The 20,573-nt window shown below is 62.6% G+C and carries 17 protein-coding genes; 11 read left to right on the top strand and 6 right to left on the bottom strand.

Annotation, left to right across the window (positions count from 1 at the left end):
- Positions 1-303: hypothetical protein (locus QMG25_RS08785; RefSeq protein ID WP_283459359.1), on the top strand; the 303-nt coding region annotated here is incomplete at its 5' end.
- A gap of 130 nt (positions 304-433) precedes the next feature.
- On the opposite strand, the gene QMG25_RS08790 is transcribed toward QMG25_RS08785, so the two are convergent.
- Positions 434-1,156 (bottom strand): GNAT family N-acetyltransferase, encoded by a 723-nt coding sequence (locus QMG25_RS08790; protein WP_283459361.1) that lies wholly within the window; start codon positions 1,154-1,156, stop codon positions 434-436.
- A gap of 119 nt (positions 1,157-1,275) precedes the next feature.
- Entirely contained in the window at positions 1,276-3,960 is a 2,685-nt protein-coding gene (asnB, locus tag QMG25_RS08795) for an asparagine synthase (glutamine-hydrolyzing) (RefSeq protein WP_283459363.1), read from the bottom strand.
- A 159-nt stretch (positions 3,961-4,119) separates the two neighbouring features.
- On the opposite strand from asnB, the gene pdxT reads away from it, so the two are divergent.
- From pdxT to QMG25_RS08840, 9 genes are all read left to right on the top strand, one after another.
- Positions 4,120-4,806, top strand: a complete 687-nt coding sequence (gene pdxT / locus QMG25_RS08800) for a pyridoxal 5'-phosphate synthase glutaminase subunit PdxT (RefSeq protein WP_283459364.1) — start codon at positions 4,120-4,122, stop codon at positions 4,804-4,806.
- A gap of 2 nt (positions 4,807-4,808) precedes the next feature.
- Positions 4,809-5,564: a YebC/PmpR family DNA-binding transcriptional regulator gene (locus QMG25_RS08805; RefSeq protein ID WP_283459365.1), complete on the top strand. Its 756-nt coding sequence runs from the start codon at positions 4,809-4,811 to the stop codon at positions 5,562-5,564.
- 37 nt (positions 5,565-5,601) lie between these two features.
- A complete protein-coding gene (gene ruvC, locus QMG25_RS08810; RefSeq protein WP_283459667.1) occupies positions 5,602-6,189 on the top strand; it encodes a crossover junction endodeoxyribonuclease RuvC in 588 nt (195 codons plus the stop codon).
- A 73-nt stretch (positions 6,190-6,262) separates the two neighbouring features.
- Complete coding sequence (gene ruvA, locus QMG25_RS08815) at positions 6,263-6,895, top strand: Holliday junction branch migration protein RuvA (protein WP_283459367.1); 633 nt, start codon at positions 6,263-6,265, stop codon at positions 6,893-6,895.
- 3 nt (positions 6,896-6,898) lie between these two features.
- Positions 6,899-8,029 (top strand): Holliday junction branch migration DNA helicase RuvB, encoded by a 1,131-nt coding sequence (gene ruvB, locus QMG25_RS08820; RefSeq protein ID WP_283459369.1) that lies wholly within the window; start codon positions 6,899-6,901, stop codon positions 8,027-8,029.
- A gap of 281 nt (positions 8,030-8,310) precedes the next feature.
- A complete protein-coding gene (gene yajC, locus QMG25_RS08825) occupies positions 8,311-8,697 on the top strand; it encodes a preprotein translocase subunit YajC (protein WP_349307123.1) in 387 nt (128 codons plus the stop codon).
- 96 nt (positions 8,698-8,793) lie between these two features.
- Complete coding sequence (gene secD / locus QMG25_RS08830; RefSeq protein ID WP_283459371.1) at positions 8,794-10,563, top strand: protein translocase subunit SecD; 1,770 nt, start codon at positions 8,794-8,796, stop codon at positions 10,561-10,563.
- Positions 10,563-11,567 carry a protein translocase subunit SecF gene (secF, locus tag QMG25_RS08835; protein ID WP_283459373.1) on the top strand — a complete coding sequence of 335 codons (1,005 nt, stop codon included), beginning with the start codon at positions 10,563-10,565 and terminating at the stop codon, positions 11,565-11,567. The genes secD and secF overlap by 1 nt, the downstream gene beginning before the upstream one ends.
- A gap of 275 nt (positions 11,568-11,842) precedes the next feature.
- Positions 11,843-14,134: a RelA/SpoT family protein gene (locus QMG25_RS08840; protein WP_283459671.1), complete on the top strand. Its 2,292-nt coding sequence runs from the start codon at positions 11,843-11,845 to the stop codon at positions 14,132-14,134.
- Positions 14,135-14,156: 22 nt separating this feature from the next.
- Here QMG25_RS08840 and QMG25_RS08845 read toward each other — a convergent pair whose 3' ends face one another.
- The 4 genes from QMG25_RS08845 to QMG25_RS08860 all read right to left on the bottom strand — a co-directional run bounded on the left by QMG25_RS08845 (position 14,157) and on the right by QMG25_RS08860 (position 18,837).
- Positions 14,157-15,233: a hypothetical protein gene (locus QMG25_RS08845; RefSeq protein WP_283459375.1), complete on the bottom strand. Its 1,077-nt coding sequence runs from the start codon at positions 15,231-15,233 to the stop codon at positions 14,157-14,159.
- 521 nt (positions 15,234-15,754) lie between these two features.
- On the bottom strand, positions 15,755-16,372 hold the full coding sequence (locus tag QMG25_RS08850; RefSeq protein WP_283459378.1) for a type IV toxin-antitoxin system AbiEi family antitoxin: 618 nt from the start codon (positions 16,370-16,372) through the stop codon (positions 15,755-15,757).
- A gap of 107 nt (positions 16,373-16,479) precedes the next feature.
- The gene (locus QMG25_RS08855; protein WP_502866371.1) at positions 16,480-17,982 is read right to left on the bottom strand and encodes a DUF349 domain-containing protein; all 1,503 of its coding nucleotides are present in this window, start codon (positions 17,980-17,982) and stop codon (positions 16,480-16,482) included.
- Positions 17,983-18,105: 123 nt separating this feature from the next.
- Positions 18,106-18,837: a peptidylprolyl isomerase gene (locus QMG25_RS08860; RefSeq protein WP_283459676.1), complete on the bottom strand. Its 732-nt coding sequence runs from the start codon at positions 18,835-18,837 to the stop codon at positions 18,106-18,108.
- 295 nt (positions 18,838-19,132) lie between these two features.
- On the opposite strand from QMG25_RS08860, the gene hisS reads away from it, so the two are divergent.
- Positions 19,133-20,479: a histidine--tRNA ligase gene (hisS, locus tag QMG25_RS08865; protein ID WP_283459380.1), complete on the top strand. Its 1,347-nt coding sequence runs from the start codon at positions 19,133-19,135 to the stop codon at positions 20,477-20,479.
- The last annotated feature ends 94 nt before the right edge of the window (positions 20,480-20,573 follow it).

A 20,573-nucleotide genomic window follows, 5' to 3' on the forward strand; every position in this document is an offset into this window, starting at 1 on the left:
GTTAACAACACGGCGATGCTAGAAAATAAGAGTGGGCAGATCTCATGGCCACCAATGGGCATTTCTGCTGGCCATCAGTGGGCAGTTACGTGGCCGCCTATGGGCAGTTTGCCATGGCCGCTAACAGCCCTGGGCGACATCCCGCGGCCGATCGGTGCATTGCACGCCCTGGCCGCGATCCTGGGCACGGAGACGGCTGGTCCGCGGGGACCATTCGTCCACGCGACGACGGCTGACATCAAGTCGATGATACGTTGCCTGGAAACGGAAGCTGTGCTGGAAAAGATGGCACCGACAATGTAGGAGAGAGTGCAGGAGCGTCGGGATAACGCGCCCCGAACGTGCAGGAGCGTCGGGATAGCGCGCCCCGAACGTGCAGGAGCGTCGGGTGGGGTGGGGGGGGTGGGGCCGGGCTGGGTGTGTGGGGGCGGGCCTAGGGGTCCAGGTGCAACCACCAGGTTTGGCCCTTGCCGATGAGGGCAAAGCCGCAGTTCTTGTAGAGCCGCTGCCCGTCGGGGGTGGCGTTGAGCAGGAGGTGTTCGGCGCCGGCGTCGAAGGCCGCTTTGGAGAGCTGGTTGAGCAGGGCCGTGCCGATGCCCGTGCGCTGGTGTTCAGGGGCCACCACCATGTCGAAGATCCCGGCCAAGTGCTTGGTGCCCTGTTCCGGCGGCAGGTAGGCATAGGAGCGTCCCGCCCATTCATGCTCACCGTCCTTGGCCTGGGCATCCTGGATCTCGCCGTCCTGGACAGGGTTGCGTGCAGTGGCCAGCCAGACCTGGTCGGGTGCCACGGCGGTGACGGTGACTCGTCCGTCGCGGGCTCCGCTGGCCGCTGCCACCGTCTCCACATCCAGGCTCTTGGTCATCCACCAAGGCTGCCAACCGCGTTCAAAGCGGTACTGCGGCAGGATGGACTCCCTGATGGCCGCGCTCATCCAGACACCCACTGTGGTAGCCCCTCGACGTTCGGCTTCGGCCAAGGCGGGCTCTAGCCCGGCGTCACTGATCTCGGTGGGAAACATGCACAGCATCTCGCGTGTCTCCGGAAGCCAGACCCAGTCCATTTTGTGCGTGGAAAACGATCGTCCGCCTGTCGCCTCCGCCAGTGCCCTGAACCAGGCGTGCTGTGTGCGTTGGCAGTCGGCAAGGGTGACCATGATAATTCTTCCGTTTGATAAGTGGTGTGGCGGGCTGGTTGTGGCTGCTTAACGCGGCGAGGCGCGACATGAGCCCAGGGTGCGGGCTGGGGCCATGCCGCGCCTTGCGCGCGCGGTGGCTATTTTTGCTTGAACACCAGTGACATGGGGGTGGTTTCCGTGGTCTGCCCCTGCGGGTTGTCACGGAAAATATCCTCCAGCACCGACTTGGTCAGGGCCGTGTCATGGCCGAGCGCCACAACACCGAGGTCGTTGGCGTCCATGATGGCAGTTCCGGCAAAGTTTGCCGCGAACGCCGCCGGCACGTTGGCACGGACCATGGCACTGAGCCGGGCCGCCACGCCGTCGGGGTCGATGGGCGCGTACTTCACCGAGTGGGTGGAGGTGCCCACCTGGTAGCCGGCCGCGCCGTCGATCGCGTTGATGTTGTGGCCCACCACCTCGTAAAACACGCCCGACTTGCCCTGGAGCTTGCCGATGACGGAGCGCGCCGAAGCGTACATGATCCTGGGCAGGCCCACCTCGTCAATGGCCAGCTGCATGGACCAGGGGCTGGCCAAACCAATGCCGCCGGGGTTGCGGGTGACGAACTTGCTAAAGATCCGCGCGGCATTGGAGACCTTGATGTCCCAGACCGGGATGGAGCGGCCCTGCGTCATGGCCACAATCTTCTCCGAGACGAACAGGTACCACGGGGTGTCGGCCGTGGCTGCGCCATGGTCCCCGCCCGCCGTCGGAAGTCCATCAAAGTAGCGCTTGACGTACGTCATGACGGCGGGGTCAAAGTCGGTTTCCTTGTAGAAAACCTCCGTGCGCAGCGGGTAGCGGCGGAACGTGCCCGCGTCACCTGGCACAGTGATGTCCAGTTGCTTGTCCGGGTTGGGGATGTAGTCGCTCTTGCCCTCGATGCCGGCCTTGACCTCGGGTGCGTCGAAGAACTCGCGCAGCCACAGCTCGGTGTTGATCAGGCGCCAGAACACCATGGTGGAGCCGGAGCTCTTGCCGCTGAGCAGTTCCTCAAACGCGTAGATGACGGCGTCCTGGTTCCAGTACGGGCGGGCGCCAAACGAGCTGGAGAGGAAGATCTCGTAGATCTTTTCCTTCATGTGCCCGAACCACTCGGCCTCGGGGGTGGTGAAGCCGATCTTGTTGCGGCGGTTGCTGATCATTTCCGGCAGCAGCTCGCGGGTGGCGTCGCGCAGGATGCGCTTGTTCCAGCCGCCCTTGATGATGGACTCGTCGTCCAGGCTGAACAGGAATTTCACCACTTCCTTGTCCAGGAACGGCACGCGGCCCTCCAGGGAGAAACGCATGGTGTTCTTGTCCTCGTAGCGCAGCACGGCCGGCAGGGACTTGTGGAACAGGTCGTCGATGAGGCGCAGCTTCAAGTTGTCGGCGATGTTGGAGAACGTCTCGGTCTTGTACTTCGCCGTGAATTTCTTGTTCAACAGCTGCGAAATGCCGATTTCCTTCTTCAGCGTCAGCTTGCCCAGGATCCGGAAGCGGGCCAGGCGGTACAGGATGTCGGAGCTGGAGAGCAGCTCCTTGGCCAGTTTGGTGTTCTGGCCGTTCTTCTTCAACTGTCGCAGGTAAGCAAAGTAATAGGGGATGTACCCGGCCATCATCTCGTCGGCGCCCTGGCCGTCCAGCAGCACGGTGACGTGCTTGGAGGCCTCGCGCATCACCTGGTACTGGGCATAGGGGCCCGAGGAGATGATGGGCTCCTCCATGGTGCGCACAAAGTCTTCCAGGTCCTGAACAAATTCACCCGGCTGCGGCAGGATCTTGTGGCTGATGACATTGCCTTCGCAACGGGCCAGCACGGCGTCGGCGTACTTTTCCTCATCGTTGATGGAGTTCGGGAAGATGGCCGAGAACGTCTGCTGCTTGGCGCCCAGCGAGTCCGTGGCGTCGGCGTTTTCGGCCATGAGCTTGTTGATGGTGGCCACGACGGCGGATGAGTCCAGTCCGCCTGAAAGGGCCGTTCCCACGGGAACTTCGGACTGCAGGCGCAGGCGCACGCCCTCGGTGAAACGCTCCCGGTATTCGTCAATGACGGCCTGGGAGTAGGGGGTTTCGATCTTGGCCAGCTCGGCCAGCTCTTCCTTGAAACGGGTGTAGCTGCTGATGGCAACGGTCCCGGCCGGTCCGGCATCGGTGGCAACAGTATTCAGGACAAGCTTTTCCCCGGGCATGAGCTTGTGCACGCCGGCAAAGAAGGTGGCGGGCTCGTCGTCGTGGATCCTGAACTGCAGGTAGCGGAACAAGATGCGCTCGTTGACACCGGACTCAATTTTGTTGGCGGCGAGCAGCGGCTTGATTTCCGAGCCAAAGAGCAGCGTGGGTGCTTCGGGGGTGCCGGCGGTGGCGTAGTACAGCGGCTTGATGCCAAAGTGGTCGCGGGCCAGCACCAGGCGGTTGTTCAGGCGGTCGTGGATGGCCAGGCCAAACATGCCGTTGAACTTGTCGAACGCGGCGTCGCCCCACTCCTGGTAGGACTGCAGCACCACTTCGGTGTCCGAAGCCGTGCTGAAGGAACGGCCCAGTGTCTCAAGTTCGGCACGCAGGGCAAGGTAGTTGTACACCTCGCCGTTGTAGACCAACACGGTCTCGCCGTCGGCGCTGAACATGGGCTCCTGGCCGTGGGCCAGGTCGATGATGGAGAGGCGGCGGTGTGCCAGGCCTACGTTGCCCTGCGTGTAAACGCCCTCACCATCGGGGCCGCGGTGCACCATGCACGCGTTCATCTGCTGCAATAGGGATTCGTCTTCCCCATAACCGTAGTAACCGGCGATTCCGCACATACTGTAAGTTCCTCGTCTCTGTAGCACGTCAGTCCAGCCAACTCTGTAGTGGGCAGTCCTGCCGACAATGCTACTTGCTTGCGGGGCCCGCGCCTCCCACCGCGCGCGGCGCGTAAACGAAGTTGTCTGTGTGAGATTGCGCCCAACTATGCTTGGGGAGTGACTTTTGACTCCCCTTCCCATGCTTCATCCGGACCTGTCGTTGGCGTGCTGGCGCTACAGGGCGATGTTCGCGAACACGCCAGGGCGCTGGAGGATTGCGGTGCCCGTGTGGTCTCCGTGCGCCGTCCCGCTGAACTAGCCGGTGTTGGGGCCCTTGTCATCCCCGGCGGGGAGTCCACCACCATTGACAAGCTCAGCAGGATTTTCGGCCTCCGGGAACCCCTGATGGAGCGTATTGCCGCGGGGATGCCCGTCTACGGCAGCTGCGCGGGCATGATCATGCTGGCGCAGGAAATTGCAGACCCTGCGAAGGATCTGGCCGGGAACCCGCAACAAACCTTGGGCGGCCTTGACATCACGGTGCGCCGCAACGCTTTTGGACGCCAGGTGGATTCCTTTGAAAGGGCCCTGGACTTTCAGGGGCTGGCGCCGGCAGGGGTGCCGGAGACGCCGCTGCATGCGGTGTTCATCCGAGCCCCGTGGGTTGAGCGTGTTGGCCCGGGTGTACAGGTGCTGGCCGCGGTCAACCTGCCCGGGGAGGCGCAAAACGATAGGATTGATGCAGAAGTCCGTGCAGTAGCCGTTCGATCGCAGTATTTGCTCGCCACCTCCTTCCACCCGGAAGTGACCGGCGAGCGCCGCATCCACGAACTGTTTATACGAATGATCAAGGGAGAAGCGTAACCATGTCAGGCCACTCCAAATGGGCAACCACGAAGCACAAGAAGGCGATTCTTGACAGCCGCCGCGCCAAGTCGTTCGCGAAGCTAATCAAGAACATTGAAGTTGCTGCCCGCGGGGGCGGCGCAGACCTGGCAGGGAACCCCGCCCTCGAGCTGGCTGTCACGAAGGCCAAGAAGACATCCGTTCCGGCCGACAACATTGACCGCGCCATCAAGCGTGGCGCAGGGCTGCTCGGCGACGCCGTCGACTATCAGACCATCATGTACGAAGGCTACGGCCCGCAAGGAACCGCGATCTTGATCGAGTGCCTCACCGACAACAAGAACCGCGCAGCCTCCGAGGTGCGCCTGGCCGTGGGCCGCAACGGCGGCAATATGGGAGATCCAGGCTCCGTGGCGTACATGTTCACCCGGAAGGGGATTGTGGGCCTGCCCAAGAACGAGCACAGCGAGGACGATCTCCTCATGGCTGTCCTGGACGCCGGTGCCGAAGAGGTCAAGGACGAGGGTGAGAGCTTTGAAATCATCTCGGAGCCGCAGGACTTGCCCGCCATCCGGGCAGCCCTGGTCGAGGCCGGAATCGAATACGAAAGCGACGAGGCCGGCTTTGTGCCCTCCATGCACGTGGAACTCGACGTGGAGAACGCCCGCAAATTCATGAAGCTCTACGACGCCCTGGAAGACCTTGACGACGTGCAGAACATCTACTCCAATGCCGACATTGGTGCTGATGTCCACGCAGCCCTCGAAGAGGACTAGCGCTTGAAGAGGATCAAGGCTTGAAAAGGATAAAGAACTGCGTGTTTTAGGCGTTGACCCGGGCTTGACCCGGTGCGGCCTCGGCGTTGTGGACGTTGCCCCCAACCGCACAGCCACTTTGGTGGGGGTGGGGGTTGTCGGCAGTTCGCATGAACAAACCCTTGACGCCCGGCTGCTGGTCATCGCGGACGCGACCGACCAGTGGCTGGACGCATTCAAGCCGGATGTTTTGGCCATTGAAAGGGTTTTTGCCCAAACCAACCTCAGCACTGTCATGGGTGTTGCCCAGGTGTCGGGGGTGGTCATGGTCGCCGCGGCCAGGCGCGGGATTCCCGTGGCCATGCACACGCCCTCGGAGGTCAAGGCCGCCGTCACCGGCAACGGGCGCGCAGACAAGGCCTCGGTCACGGCCATGGTCACCCGGTTGTTGCGCCTGGCCGAGCCCCCTCGACCGGCCGACGCCGCCGACGCCCTGGCGCTGGCCATTGCCCACGCATGGCGCAGCGGGGCTGCCTTTTCTGCAGGCAGTGAAAGTTCGACGCCGGCCCAACAGTTGTGGCGCGATGCCGAGGCCAAGTCGAGGGTTGCGAAGAACAAGGAAAGGCCCGGCACCGCGTGGCACTAGTTCTTAGTATGTATGTTCGATATACTGGGCGCAGTTTTCCGCCATCCAGGGTGTTTGTCAGGAGCAGTTCTCAATGATCAGTTTTGTCCGTGGTCCCGTGGCCCAGCTTTCGCTGGCCCAGGCCGTCATCGACGTCAACGGGGTGGGCATGCTTGTCCATGCCACGCCCAAGACGCTGGGTGGCCTGCGCTTGGGGGAGGAGGCTGTGGTCACCACCACCATGATTGTGCGTGAAGACTCCATGACGCTCTACGGCTTTGCCGACGTTGACGAGCGGGAAGTGTTTGAGATCCTGCTCAGCGTCAGCGGCATTGGCCCTCGGTTGGCGCTGGCCATCTTGGCACTGCTGGAACCCGAGACTATCCGGCGGGCCGTCGCGGACGCCGACGGCAAGACGTTCACCAAGGTCCCGGGCGTCGGTCCCAAGGTGGCCGGACGCATCGTGTTGGAACTCAAGGGCAAGCTCATCCCCACCGGCGCCGCGGTCTCCGCAGCGCCGTCCTCGGCCCCCATGGAGTGGAAGGAGCAGGTGGTTGCCGCCATGACAAGCCTGGGCTGGAACGAAAAGGATGCGCTCAAGAGCATTGACGCGGCTTTGGCCGCCGAGCCGGAATTGGCCGAGACCGCCAATGTTCCTGCCATCCTGCGCGCCACCCTGCGTTGGCTGGGGCAGGACAACTCTCGCCAGGGCAGCGGGGTGCGCTAGATCATGGCTCCCAGCGACGACGCCGCACCCCTCCTTCCCGGGCAAATCAGCGTCGGTGAAGGAGCGGCCCCGGCACGCTCCGGGGCGGGGGAGGCGGTTGCCCCCGTGGTGGAGCCCGAGGAACGGGAGCTGGAAGCTGCCCTGCGCCCCAAGAACCTTGACGACTTTGTGGGCCAGGAGAGGGTGCGCAAGCAGCTTTCGCTGGTGTTGGCCGCCTCGCGCATTCGCGGCCGCAGCGCCGATCATGTGCTCATGTCGGGCCCGCCAGGGCTTGGCAAGACCACCTTGGCGATGATCATTGCCGCTGAAATGAACGCGCCGCTGCGGATTAGCTCGGGTCCGGCGATCCAGCATGCGGGGGACCTCGCGGCCATCCTTTCTTCGCTGTCCGAGGGCGAGGTGCTGTTCTTGGATGAAATCCACCGCATGTCACGCCCGGCCGAGGAAATGCTGTACATGGCCATGGAGGATTTCCGCGTAGACATCATTGTCGGCAAGGGTGCAGGGGCCACTGCGATTCCGCTTGAACTGCCGCCCTTCACCCTTGTCGGCGCCACCACTCGGGCAGGGCTGCTCCCGGGCCCGCTGCGGGACCGGTTCGGCTTCACCGGACATTTGGAATTCTATTCCGTGGCAGAGCTGGAACTTGTGCTGCGGCGGTCGGCCGGAATGCTCGATTTGAAACTGACAAGCGCCGGCTTTGCCGAAATTGCCGGCCGCTCCCGTGGCACGCCTCGCATTGCCAACCGGCTGCTCCGGAGGGTGCGGGATTGGGCGCTGGTGCACGGGATAGAATCCATCGACGCACGCACTGCCTCGGCAGCACTGGACATGTATGAAGTGGACGCCAAGGGCCTGGACCGACTCGACCGTTCGGTGTTGGAAGCACTGGTGCATAAGTTCAACGGCGGACCCGTGGGTTTGTCCACCCTCGCCATTGCCGTGGGGGAGGAAAGCGAAACGGTGGAAACCGTTGCCGAGCCGTTCCTTCTGCGCGAAGGGCTGCTGGGCAGGACCCCGCGGGGCCGCATTGCCCTGCCGGCCGCCTGGGAGCACCTGGGGCTGAAAATGCCACGCAATGCCGTTGCCGCCGCCATGCTGCCCTTCGACGAGGAAGACAGCGCCGAGAATTGATCTCGCCCGGATGCACTCTGTCATGCTGCCGGGGATGCCGCCGCCCGAGTTTCACTGCAAGCAAAAAAACCCACCGTTTCGCGGCAGATGGCGCTAGTGTGTGTATTTGTGCGCGATTCTGGGCGTTTTATCATCCTGCATTCAGCTTTACCCTTTAGACTGTTATGACGTCCGGCACGTTCGCAGCGTGTCTGGCCACCACACTCTACTTAAACGAATGGAACTCCAGCTGTGTCTTTCAGCAGTATTTTAGCCAACGCATTCACCCTTGGGGAGGTTTCATGGACCCGATGACCCTTCTTTTGTTCGCCATGTTTGCCGTGCTCATCTTCATGATGATCCGCAAGCAAAGGAAGAGCAAGGCAGCCCAGGAGGAGCGACGTTCAAAGTTGGCTCCGGGCGTTGAAATCATGACCAACTTTGGCCTTTTCGGCAAGGTACTAACCATCGAAGAAGAGGAGAACAAGCTCCTCTTGGAAATCTCCCCGGGCGTCACCGCCACGGTGCACCGCCAGACGGTCGCCAAGATCATGGATCCCACTGACGTCGACGCCGTTGTTCCCGAGGATGCCTCATCGCTGACGCTCGGCTTGGACAAGCCGGAGACAGCGGAGTCCACGGAGGAAACCCTCCGTCGCCTAAACAACGAAAACAACAAAGACAACTAGCCTTATTCCGGGTTGGCAGCTGCTGTGAACGGGTATTCCCGGGCGCAGCGGCATTGCCATGTTCTCAACACCCGTGACCAATAGAAGGATCCCCTGATGGCACGAACCGGTCCGACGTCCACAGCACGCAGAACTCTTCTGTGGCTCGCGGCGATCATCATTGCATGCACCTTGGCAGTAGCTGGCGGCGTTCTCGCCGGGGCCGCCTCATGGGAGCCAAAACTGGGTCTGGACCTTGAGGGCGGCACCCAGATGATTCTGGCGCCAACAATTGAAGGTGCCGGTTCCATCACCGGCGAACAACTGGACCAGGCCGTGTCGATCATTCGTCAACGTGTTGACGGTTCCGGTGTTTCCGAATCGCAAATTTCCACCGAGGGCGGGCGCAACGTTGTCGTCAGCCTGCCCGGCAAGCCCACCGACCAGCAGCGCGAACTCATCAAGGCCTCGGCCAACATGAATTTCCGTCCCGTCATCGCCGCCACCCAGGGCCCTGCCGGTGCCGTTCCGGAAGCGGAGCGCACCCCCAAAGACAAACTGCCGGTGCCCACGGCAAAGCCGCTCAACGCCAGCGATCCGAACTGGGTGGACGCTGCCGTCATGAAGGACTTCGAGGCCGTCAGTTGCATCCCGCCGCTGACCGATCGTCCCACCACCTCGGACCCGACCAAGCCGCTGGTCAGCTGCCAGCCCGACAGCGGTGTGAAGTACATCCTCGGGCCGGTGGAAATCCCCGGCAAATGGATCAGTACAGCCAGCTATGGGCTGCAGCCCGGTGCCCAGGGTGCCACCACCAACGAGTGGTCGGTGCAGCTGACCTTGACCAAGCCGGAGGGCGCCCAAGCCTTCAAGGACGTCACCCAGCGCTTGCACACCAAATACTTGGCGGACCCCAACGACCCGCAGTCCCGCTTTGCCATTGTGCTTGACGACAGTGTCATCTCGGCTCCGGCCTCCTTGGCTGCCATCACCGATGGCCAGTCCTCCATCACCGGCAACTTCACCGAAGCCAGCGCAAAGTCCCTGGCGGACCAGCTAAAGTTCGGTTCCTTGCCCATCAGCTTTGAAATCCAAAGCGAAATCCAGATCTCCGCAACCCTCGGACTGCAGCAATTGGAAATGGGCGTGCTGGCTGGCTTGATCGGTCTTGGACTGGTTGTCATCTACTCACTTTTCCAGTACCGCGCGCTGGGGTTTGTCACCATCTTCTCCCTGGTGATCGCCGGCATCCTGACCTACCTTGCCATTATTTTGCTGGGCTGGGCTGAAAACTACCGGCTCTCGCTGGCCGGTGTGGCAGGCATAATTGTGGCCATCGGGCAGACCGCCGACTCGTTCATTGTGTACTTTGAACGTGTCAGGGACGAGTTGCGCGACGGCCGCGGACTGGTTGCCGCGGTCGAAAATGGCTGGGACCGGGCCAAGCGAACCATCTTGGCGTCAAAGGCCGTCAATATCCTGGCGTCGCTGGTGCTCTACTTTGTCTCCGTGGGCAGCGTGAAGGGTTTTGCCTTCACGCTGGGCCTGACGGCAGTAGCCGACCTCATCGTAGTCTTCATGTTCACGCACCCGACGCTGCAACTGCTGGCACGGACCAAGTTCTTCGGTGAAGGCCACGCGTTCTCCGGCCTCGACCCCGTCCAGCTCGGAGCCGTACCGCTGTACCGCGGTGCTGGTCGTTTCCGCACCCCCGAAGAGTCGATGGAGGTGGCCAAGGGCAAGAACGCCCGGGCCGCCGGTGAAGCCGGGCGCCGGCAAACGATCGCCGAACGCCGATTGGCGGCGAAGGAACATGAAATGGCCGGCAGCAGCGGCGCTGGGGCCGCCAAATCAACCCCAAGTGACGACTCTAAGGAGAGCAAGTAATGAAGAGTTTCGCCACTTTTGGAAATGAGCTTTACACCGGCGAGCGGTCCTACGAGTTCATCGGGAAACGCAAGCTCTGGTTCTCGATCGCCGGCATTGCCGTTCTGCTTTCCATCTTGGTTCCCTTGCTGGGCGGAGGATTCAACTTTGGCATTGAATTCCGCGGCGGCTCGCAGTTCACCATTTCCCAGGTGAAGCAAACGGACGTCACCATCGGAGAACAGGCAGTCTCGGCTGCGGTTCCTGGAACGGTAGCCGTTGTCACCAACATTGCCGGGGATACCATGCAGGTGCAGACCGACAGGCTGAGCGACGATCAGACCCTGAAAGTCAAGGACGGTCTCAAGTCCGCCTACGGAGTCACGGAGGAGCAAATCACCTCCACCTTTGTGGGCCCCACGTGGGGGCAGGATGTGTCCCGCCAAGCGATCATTGGTTTCTTCGTGTTCGTGCTTTTGGCCACGATCCTGATGGCCTTGTACTTCCGTACTTGGCGCATGTCCGCTGCCGCCATGGTGGGACTGTTCGTCGTCATGGTGGTGACAGCGGGAGTGTACGGAGCCTCCAACTTCGAGGTCACGCCGTCGGCCATCATCGGCTTCCTGACCATTCTGAGTTACGCCCTGTATGACACGGTGGTGGTCTTTGACAAGATCAGGGAAAATACTGCGGATATCGGCAAATCCACCAGGCGCACCTTCTCCGAGGAAGTGAACCTGGCCGTCAACCAGACGCTTGTGCGCTCCATCAACACCACGGTGGTGGCGGTGCTTCCCGTGGCGTCCATCTTGTTCATCGGCGCCATGCTGCTCGGTGCAGGTACGTTGCGCGACCTGTCGCTGGCCTTGTTTATCGGCGTTATCGTCAGCACCTTCTCCACGATCTTTGTGGCCGCGCCGATGTACGCCATGCTGCGCGAGCGCGAACCTGAGCTTGTCAAGCAGGCCAAGGCGGTCCGGCAGCGCCGCGCCGCTGAAAGTGCTGCAACTGTCGAGGTGGGCTAGCAGCACTGCCCGTCGGACAAGGGACAACACACGGGCAAACAGAGGGCCGGGTTGGGATGCGATGCATGCCAACCCGGCTTTTTGGTCCGAATTGCCAGCTGTGCACCTTAGACTTGATTAAATGCCCCGTTGTGGTGGCGGGTGTCAGGTGAGTGCATGAGGGAGGTTGTGCGTTGAACGAGGAATCGCCCCTGCACGAAACATTGACGGAGAACGGCAGTGCACAGGGAAGCGGCAGTGCAACCGACAACGGCGAAGTCCGTCCCCAGCAGGACTTGTCCCGGCAGGATTCGCCCCAGCAGGATTTGTCCCGGCCCACTTTTCCCGGCCGTCGTGAACGGACCCGGTCCCGGCTTGCCCGGCTCACCGGATGGTCCACGGAAAGCTATTCACCCATCTTGGAACCGATGCTGCGCATTGTCCGCGCCAGAAACCCCAAGGAAGATTTTGACCTGATCCAACGCGCCTTCACCGTGGCGGAGAAATATCACGAGGGCCAAAAGCGCAAGAGCGGGGACCCTTACATCACCCACCCCGTGGCCGTGGCCACGATCCTGGCGGAGATGGGAATGACAGGCAGCACGCTTGCGGCTGCGCTGTTGCACGACACCGTGGAGGACACTCCGTACACGTTGGCTGAGCTTGAACGGGAGTTCGGCTCGGAAATCATGATGCTCGTTGACGGCGTGACGAAGTTGGACAAGGTGGAATTTGGTGCCGCCGCCCAGGCCGAGACTGTGCGGAAAATGGTCATCGCCATGGCCAAGGACATCCGTGTCCTTGTCATCAAGCTTGCCGACAGGCTGCACAACGCGCGCACGTGGCGGTTCGTCTCCGCCGCGTCCTCCGGCAAGAAGGCCAGGGAAACCCTTGACATCTTCGCACCGCTGGCGCACCGGCTGGGCATGAACGCCATGAAGTGGGAATTGGAGGAGCTTTCCTTTGCGGCACTGTACCCCAAGGTGTACGAAGAAATAGTGCGGATGGTCCAGGACCGTTCCCCTGAACGCGAGAAGCAGCTGAGCATCATTCGGCGCGAAATCGTGGAGATGCTGCGGGTCTCCAAATTGAAGGCCGAGGTGACCGGCCGACCCAAGCACTACTACTCCATTTACCAAAAAATGGTGGTCCGCAACAAAGACTTTGATGACATCAACGACCTCATCGGTGTCCGTGTCCTGGTGGATACCGTGGGTGATTGCTATGCGGCGCTCGGGCAAATCCACGCGTTGTGGAGTCCCTTGGTGGGGCGTTTCAAGGACTACATTGCGTTGCCCAAGTACAACATGTACCAGTCCCTGCACACCACGGTGGTGGGCCCCGGCGGCAAACTGGTGGAGATCCAAATCCGCACCCTGGAGATGCATCAGCGGGCGGAATACGGTGTGGCGGCACATTGGAAGTACAAAACGGGGAACAAGGCCCCCGTCACCGGCCAGGATGACCTGAACTGGCTGCGCACGCTGGTTGACTGGCAGCAGGAGACAAGCGACTCGAATGAGTTCTTGGAGTCCCTGCGCTATGAAATGAACACCAAGGAAGTGTACGTCTACACGCCCAAGGGCAAAGTCATCGCCCTGCCGGAGGGTGCCACTCCGGTCGATTTTGCGTATTCGGTGCACACGGAGGTCGGCAACCGCACCATCGGGGCGCGTGTCAACGGCAAATTGGTGCCTTTGAACAGTGAACTCGCCCACGGGGACACAGTGGAAATTTTCACCAACAAGGCCGAAGGTGCCGGGCCCAGCCAGGACTGGCAGAATTTCGTCAAGAGTGCGCGGGCCAGGAACAAGATCCGGCAGTGGTTTACGAAGGAACGCCGCGACGAGTCCATTGAAAAGGGCAAGGACCTGCTGACCAAGGCTCTGCGCAAGCAGAACCTGCCGCTGCAAAAGATGATGACCCACGATGCGTTGCTGTCCGTGGCGGAGCACTTCCACTACAACGACATTTCAGGCCTCTATGCCGCCGTCGGAGATGGGCACTCCTCCGCCCAGTCCGTGGTGGAGCGCCTCCGGGACGAGCTGGGCGTCAATGAAGGCATTGAAGCGGTGCCGGCACCGGCTCCCGCCACGCACCAGCCCAAGAGCCGTTCGCGTATTTCAGACTCGGGCGTCATTGTCCACGGCGTGGGAGATGTGCTGGTGAAGCTGGCCAGGTGCTGCACACCGGTGCCGCCGGATCCCATCTCCGGTTTTGTGACGAAGGGGTCGGGCATTTCCGTGCACCGCCAGGACTGCCCCAACCTGCTGCACATGAAGAACGAACCGGACAAATTGATTGAAGTTGAATGGGCACCCACCCAGTCCGGGGTGTTCCTGGTGGAGATCCTGGTGGAAGCCCTTGATCGCAAGAGCCTGCTCTCGGACGTCACCCGCGTGCTGTCCGAAAGCCACGTTAATATCCTGGCAGCCAGCGTCACCACCTCGCGCGACAGGGTGGCCGTGTCCAAGTTTGCCTTTGAGATGGGCGACCCGAAGTATCTTGTCCACGTGTTAAACTCCGTCCGGCGCATTGACGGCGTCTTTGACGTCTACCGCTCCACAGGTTCGCGCCGACGCGCCTGACGCATGCCTTGCCACGGGCTGGCTAGCAGCGGGCCAAGCGGGCCAGCCGTGCTGCCAACTCGGGGTTGTCAACGGGCATGCCGTCCATGTCCCGAAGCTGTCCTGCGGATAATTCCAGCAGTTCGACGGCGGTTCCGCCGTCCGTCGTCACCCGCCACCGGGTGCCCGGTGCTGGGTATTCACCGATGAAGTGCGCAATCGACTCGGCGACTGCGCTGTTGGGCAGCGCATCCAGCTGGTACGGTGAATTGATCTTGCGCCGCGCCCCGGGGCCTGCCGTCATTGCCAGCCTGGCCGGAATTTTGCGGTTGTCGACTTGGCCCGGATCCAGTGGCCAGTGCGTTTCCTGCCACGCGACGCAAGCGAGACCCTCCTTGCCCAGGTAGGCAACCATGTCCCTGCGTGTGTCTTCCGGCGACGGGCGGGTTTCCACAACCCACACCACGCGCAAAGGGGTGCGCAATGGCTGCGTGAGCAGAAGCGCGGCCGGCCTTGCCCGGCCGTCCGCGGCAACGAGCGAGAACTCCAACAGGGCCTGCGAAGGGCCGCCCGGCATTCCCCTGGGGGCCCGCACGGCGTGGTTGCGCCACATTAGGTCGACCGCTGCCGCGCCAAGCAGCGGGCCCTCCGAACGGGCCAGGGGTTGCCCACGCCGCGCTGCCGTCGAGGCTGGCAGCTGTGCCGGGCTCCCGTCGTCGTTGGTGATCGGTGAGAGGCCCTCGAGCTCGCGGACCCAGCGGGGGCGCAGGACCGTGGGCATCCACCAGTAGCTGAAAAAGCAGCCCACGGCACAGATGAGGACTCCGGCTCCGGCGAGAGCCGTCAACAACGACTGCCACCATGTTCCTTCGGGGGTTGGCTGCGCACCAAAACCACCGGCGACGAGACTCACCAAGCAGGATGCCGCAAAAAACAGCAGTCCCACCCCCAGATACGCCATGGCTGCGCCCGGGTACGCCCTGAGTATGTTCCATGGCCGCCATTGGCCGCGATAGCAGCGAATCCCCATCAGCAGGGCGGTTGCCCCGGAGAGGAGCAAAACGAGGAAGAATCCAGACAAGGTCGGTGTGTCGATGGCCGTGACTTTCTGTTGGTGCATGTACTTGGTGCTGCCCTGGGATCGTACTGTGCAGCAAGGGTCCCAGCCCCGGTGCCCGCCGCCGATGAACAGGGCAGATTTACTGCGCGGTGGAGAACTTGACGCGGAAGCGCATCAGAAGCAGGCCGCAGCCAACAACGATACCGTGGGAGTGTGCGGTTCGCACAGTACGTGAACCACACCCATCAACCTGATGGAAGGGCGCCTCGAATGAAAAATGGAACAGCTGAAATTGACGGCAAGGATGCTATTCGTCTGTTTCCGGTGGTCGATTGACTTTTCATGCCCTTCGTCGTTGTGGAGGTTGCTGCGGTTCCCCTACTTCCGTTCCTGCCCCTGGTCGTTGCAGCAGCAGCCCTCACCACTAGGCTGAGGGGTTCCCGCCGGAGAATGGTCACGCTGTGGAGTTTGGCTGCTGTGTTGACACTGAGTGTGCTGGCCCAGTTTGTGCCGAGGCTGTTCAACTTCAATTTCGTGGAAAATGGCACTGTCCATACCGTTGGTTGACCCGGGCCCTGCGGTCAATCCCCTGCAGCTTCGCTCCGGTGCAGTTGTTGGTGCGCGTCGTCGATCATGTTTTCCAGCAGTTCCTGTGCCCGGCGTTTTCCAGGCACATGCACCGCAGCCGCCAGTGCCTGACGGATCCTGCCCAGGGGGCACTGCAACACAGCGTTGCGGCTCATCGTTGTCAGGGCGGCCCGTGCCACTGGTAGAGGTGCTGTTCTGGCCACGTCCAAGGCCGTGCGCAGCGGGCTGGTGACTGGCACTGCGCCAAGCTCCATCACATCCAAGGGGTCGAGGTGCACTTGACGGATGATGCAGCCGCAGAACGGTGGGGCCGAGACGCTGTTGCCGTCGTTGCCGACCACCAGTGAAAAGATGTCCGGCGGGGGAGCGCAGCCGTACACCCAGGCCGCGGACAACTGTGCCACCACTGCCCTGTGCACAAGGCAGGCGGGAATATGGTGGGAGACAGCCGCCGCCCTGAGTTCCGGTGTTTCGGGGGTAGCCGCCGGGCGGAAAGTTTGGCCAAGGACGGGGACCAGCACGCCGTCAAGTTTCATCCCGTGCAGCTCAGCGAGGGTGAAGAGCATGCCGGGGGCCAGCAGCGCTGTTGCGGAAAGCGAAACATCAGTCATGGTTCCACCCTGCACCTTTGCCGGCCCAAGAAAAAGGCCCGCGGGCCGGATTGTGGACAACCCGGCCCGCGGGCCCTTTTGCAAAGCAGCTAAATGTTCGCCCGGCGTCAGGAGAAGTCTGCGGCAGCCTTCTCGATCTGCTCCAGCCAGAGTTCGCGGGCTTCAAGTGCTTCGGTGGCCTTGGCGACCTTGCGGGCGTCCCCGGCCTTCTGCGCCTTGGCGAGGTCGTCCTTGAGCCCGGCGATGGTTGCTTCCAGCTGGCTCAGGGCACTGCTCGTGCGGGCCTTGGCTTCCGGATCGCTGCGGCGCCAGTTGTCTTCGTCGGCCGAGCGGACTGCGTCCTCCACCTTGCGGAGGCCAGCCTCAACACGCTGCATGTCACTGCGGGGTACCTTGCCGGCTTCCTCCCAGCGGTCGCGGATGGACTCCAACGCCTTCTTTGTGGCGTTGAGGTCCTTGACCGGCAGCAGGGCCTGGGCCTCGACAATAAGGGATTCCTTGACGATCAAGTTCGCGCCAAATTCCTCATCCAAGGCATTGTTGGCTGACTGGCGGGCAGTGAAGAACTTGTCCTGGGCGCCGCGGAAACGGGCCCACAGGGCGTCGTCGTCCTTGCGACTGGCACGGGGGGATGCCTTCCACTGGTCCATCAGGCCGCGGTATTCCCCGGCAGCCCAGCCCCACTCGGTGGAAGTCGACAACTCCTCGGCTGCCTCGATCAAGGCCTCCTTGGCGTTTTTGGCGACGGCGTTGTTGTTGTCGAGCTGGGAGAAGTAGGCGCGACGGTGGCGGTCAAACACGGTGCGGGCGCTGCGGAAGCGCTTCCACAGGCCTTCTTCCGTGGCACGGCCCAAACGCATGCCCGACTTTTGTGCCTGCTTCCAGGACTCAAAGAGTTCGTTCATGCGGGCGCTGCTGACCTTCCACTGAACCGTGGCGGGGTCTGCGGCGGAGAGGCTTTCAGCTTCGGCGACAATGGCCTCGCGGGCAGCAAGTTCAACGGAGCGGGCGGCCTCGTGCGTGGCGCGCTCGGCAGCTGCCAGGGCCTTGATGTTTTCCTCAAGGGCAACCAAGCGGGCCAAGGCGGCGTTGACGTCGCCCACCGAGGCCTTCTCGCCCAGCTGCTCGCGCAGGTGGGCCACGCTCTTGTTCATGTCCGTGGTGGGGGCCTGGGCCTCAACCCGCTGCTCGAGCAACGTCAGCTGGGCAAGGATGTCATCAAATTTGCGGGCGAAGTACGCCAGCGCCTCATCCTTGCTGGCACCCGGGTACTGGCCCACGGGGAACTCTTCGCCGTCGAGGAGCAAGAACACATGTCCGTCGTCCTCGGCGCGGCCGAATTTGGCGGCTTCTGCCATATTGACTGGAGTGGCGGCCGCCGGGACGGGAGCTGTCGGGGCTGCCGGCACCGGTGCGGCCGGAACAGGGGCAGCTGCAGTCGGGGCCTTGGGGCGGGCCGCAAAGGCAGCAGGAGATGGTGAAGCCGGTGCGGGTGCTGGGACGGGTGGCTGTGCCGGGACAGCGCCTTCCGCCGTCGTTTCAACAGGGGCAGGGCTGGCCGGCTCCATGGTTGAGGCAAGTGTTTCGTCGGATTCTTGACTGTGTGTCACCGCTAAAAATCTTTCGCGTCGATGGATGCTGGCAGGTGTTGCAAAGTGGATCTGGCCAGGATCGCAGTGATGCTGTTCCTTGCCGGCCACGGTGGTGGCCGGCCGGGAACGGCCTGGTGAAATCTACTTGAGCTTGAACGAGTCTATCGTCACCTTGGTCTTGGGTGCACCGTCGGTGGCGTCGCCTTCGATCCCATCCTTGGCAATGGCGTCCACCACGTCAAGGCCGCTGGTGACCTTTCCCAGGATGGTGTAGCCGCCGTCGTCCTGGGGAAGGGTGGTGTCCTTGAACGTAATGAAAAACTGGGTGCCGTTGCTGTCGATGGTATTGGCCCGGGCCACGGCGATGGTGCCGGCAGGGTAGTTGCCGTCGGCGGGTGTGTTCTCGACCGGGCCCCACTGGTAGTCCGGGTCGCCTTGGCCGTCGCCCTTGAGGGAACCGCATTGCAACACGCCGAAGTCGGGCGCGTCGGCCAAGCGGTGGCAGGTCTTGCCGGCCAAGAAGTCGCTGTCCGCGAGCGATTTGAACACGGCGGCGGCCTGCGGGGCTTTCGTGCCGTCAAGGGTGACACCCAGCGGCTTGCCATTGAGCGTCAGGGTTCCGGTGAACGTCTTGCCTGCGGCGGTTGCGGCGTCGGGAACTTCCGCGCTGTTGGTCAGCCCCTGGGTTGCGGAATCCGCGGCCGGGGTTTCCGCTGGTGCGCTCTGGGCCGGCTCGTCATCCTTGGGCACGAACAACGTCAGCGCCAGCACAATGGCAACGGCCAAAGCGGCGCCGATGGCGATGAAGGCAATGAGGTTGTCGCGCTTTCGACGCTGCACTTGGCCTTCATGCATTGCCTGGTTGGCCTCCATGCGTGCCACGCGCGCCTTTGCTTCGCGTCCTTCACGGTCGGACTTGTTGCTGGTGCCCAAGGGTGCCTCTCCTTCAAATTGAGCGGTATGTTCACCCGTCGCCATCTCATTCTGGCGGGGTGGGTTGGGGGTGGGCCGCCAAAGCTTATAAAATGGCAGCCGGTGCCAGTTTACCCATGGAACGTCCCCATAGCGGCGAGCATGACCAGGCAAGCCAGGCACCATGACGTTTACCCGCCCCGCCGCGCCCCTTGTCTTGAACGAGGTCCCGGCGCATGTTAGGAGAGCAACATCCATGGCACGCAACGCCTCCTTGTCCGGATTCCCCGAGTTGCTTCCCGAAGAACGGTTGGTGGAACAACATGTGCTGGACACACTGCGTCGCACCTTTGAACTTCACGGCTTCTCTTCCATTGAGACCCGTGCGGTGGAAACGGTGGGCCAGCTCCTGCGCAAGGGGGAGATCGACAAGGAGGTGTACGCGCTTTCGCGCCTCCAGGACGACGACGGAAACACCGCCTCCGCAGCCAAGGGGGACCCCAACCAGCTGGCTCTTCACTTCGACCTGACAGTGCCCTTTGCCCGCTACGTGGTGGAAAACGCCGGCTACCTGTCCTTCCCGTTCCGCCGGTACCAGATCCAGAAGGTGTGGCGCGGGGAACGCCCCCAGGAGGGCCGCTACCGCGAGTTCACCCAGGCGGACATCGACGTGGTGGCCGACGGCGTGCTGCCGTTCCGCTACGACGTGGAACTTGCGCTGGTGATCGCCGAGGCGCTCTCCGCCCTGCCCCTTCCGGCCTTCAAGCTGCGCATCAACAACCGCAAGCTGGCCGAAGGCTTCTACCGCGGGATCGGTCTCACCGACACGGCCGGGGTGCTGCGCAGCATCGACAAACTGGAGAAAATCGGAGCCGGCGCCGTCGCCGGCCTGCTGAAGTCCGAGCTGGACGCCAGCGACGAACAAGCCGAAAAGGCGCTGGCGCTGGCTTCCATCCGCACCGAGGACACGTCCTTCGTGGAGCAGGTGCGCGCCCTGGGCGTCACGGACGAGCTCATGGAGGAGGGCTTGAACGAGCTTGAACAGGTTATTGCCGCCGCAGTAAAAAGTGCACCCGGCTCCGTTGTGGCGGATCTCTCCATTGCCCGCGGTCTGGACTACTACACGGGAACCGTCTACGAAACGGTGCTGGTGGGCCACGAACAGCTGGGCTCCATCTGCTCCGGCGGCCGCTATGACGCACTGGCGTCCAAGGGCAACCGCAAGTTCCCTGGGGTGGGCCTGTCCATCGGGGTCACCCGCCTGGTGGCACGCATTTTGAGCCAAGAATTCGCCAAGGCCTCCCGCAGCGTTCCCACCGCCGTCCTGGTGGCACTTGCCGATGAGGACAGCTGGAGCGAGGCCCAGGAGGTGGCCGGTGCACTGCGAGCCCGCGGCATCTCCACCGAGGTTGCGGCCAAGGCGGACAAGTTCGGCAAGCAGATCAAATACGCCGACAAGCGCGGCATCCCCTACGTCTGGTTCACCGACGACGACGGCGCCCACCAGGTCAAGGACATCCGCTCCGGCGAGCAGGTGGCGGCAGATCCTGGTACGTGGATGCCGCCGGCCGAAGACCTCAAGCCCGCCATCGTCGTCGCCTAGACCTGGATCTGCCTGATTCAGCAGCGCCTTGATTCACCGGTAAACTTCTCAACAACTGACCTTTTCGGCCCCGGAACGCGGGCCGTACACCACC

Origin of the sequence: Arthrobacter sp. H35-D1, from assembly GCF_030063185.1 — a bacterium.
Lineage (GTDB): Bacteria > Actinomycetota > Actinomycetes > Actinomycetales > Micrococcaceae > Specibacter.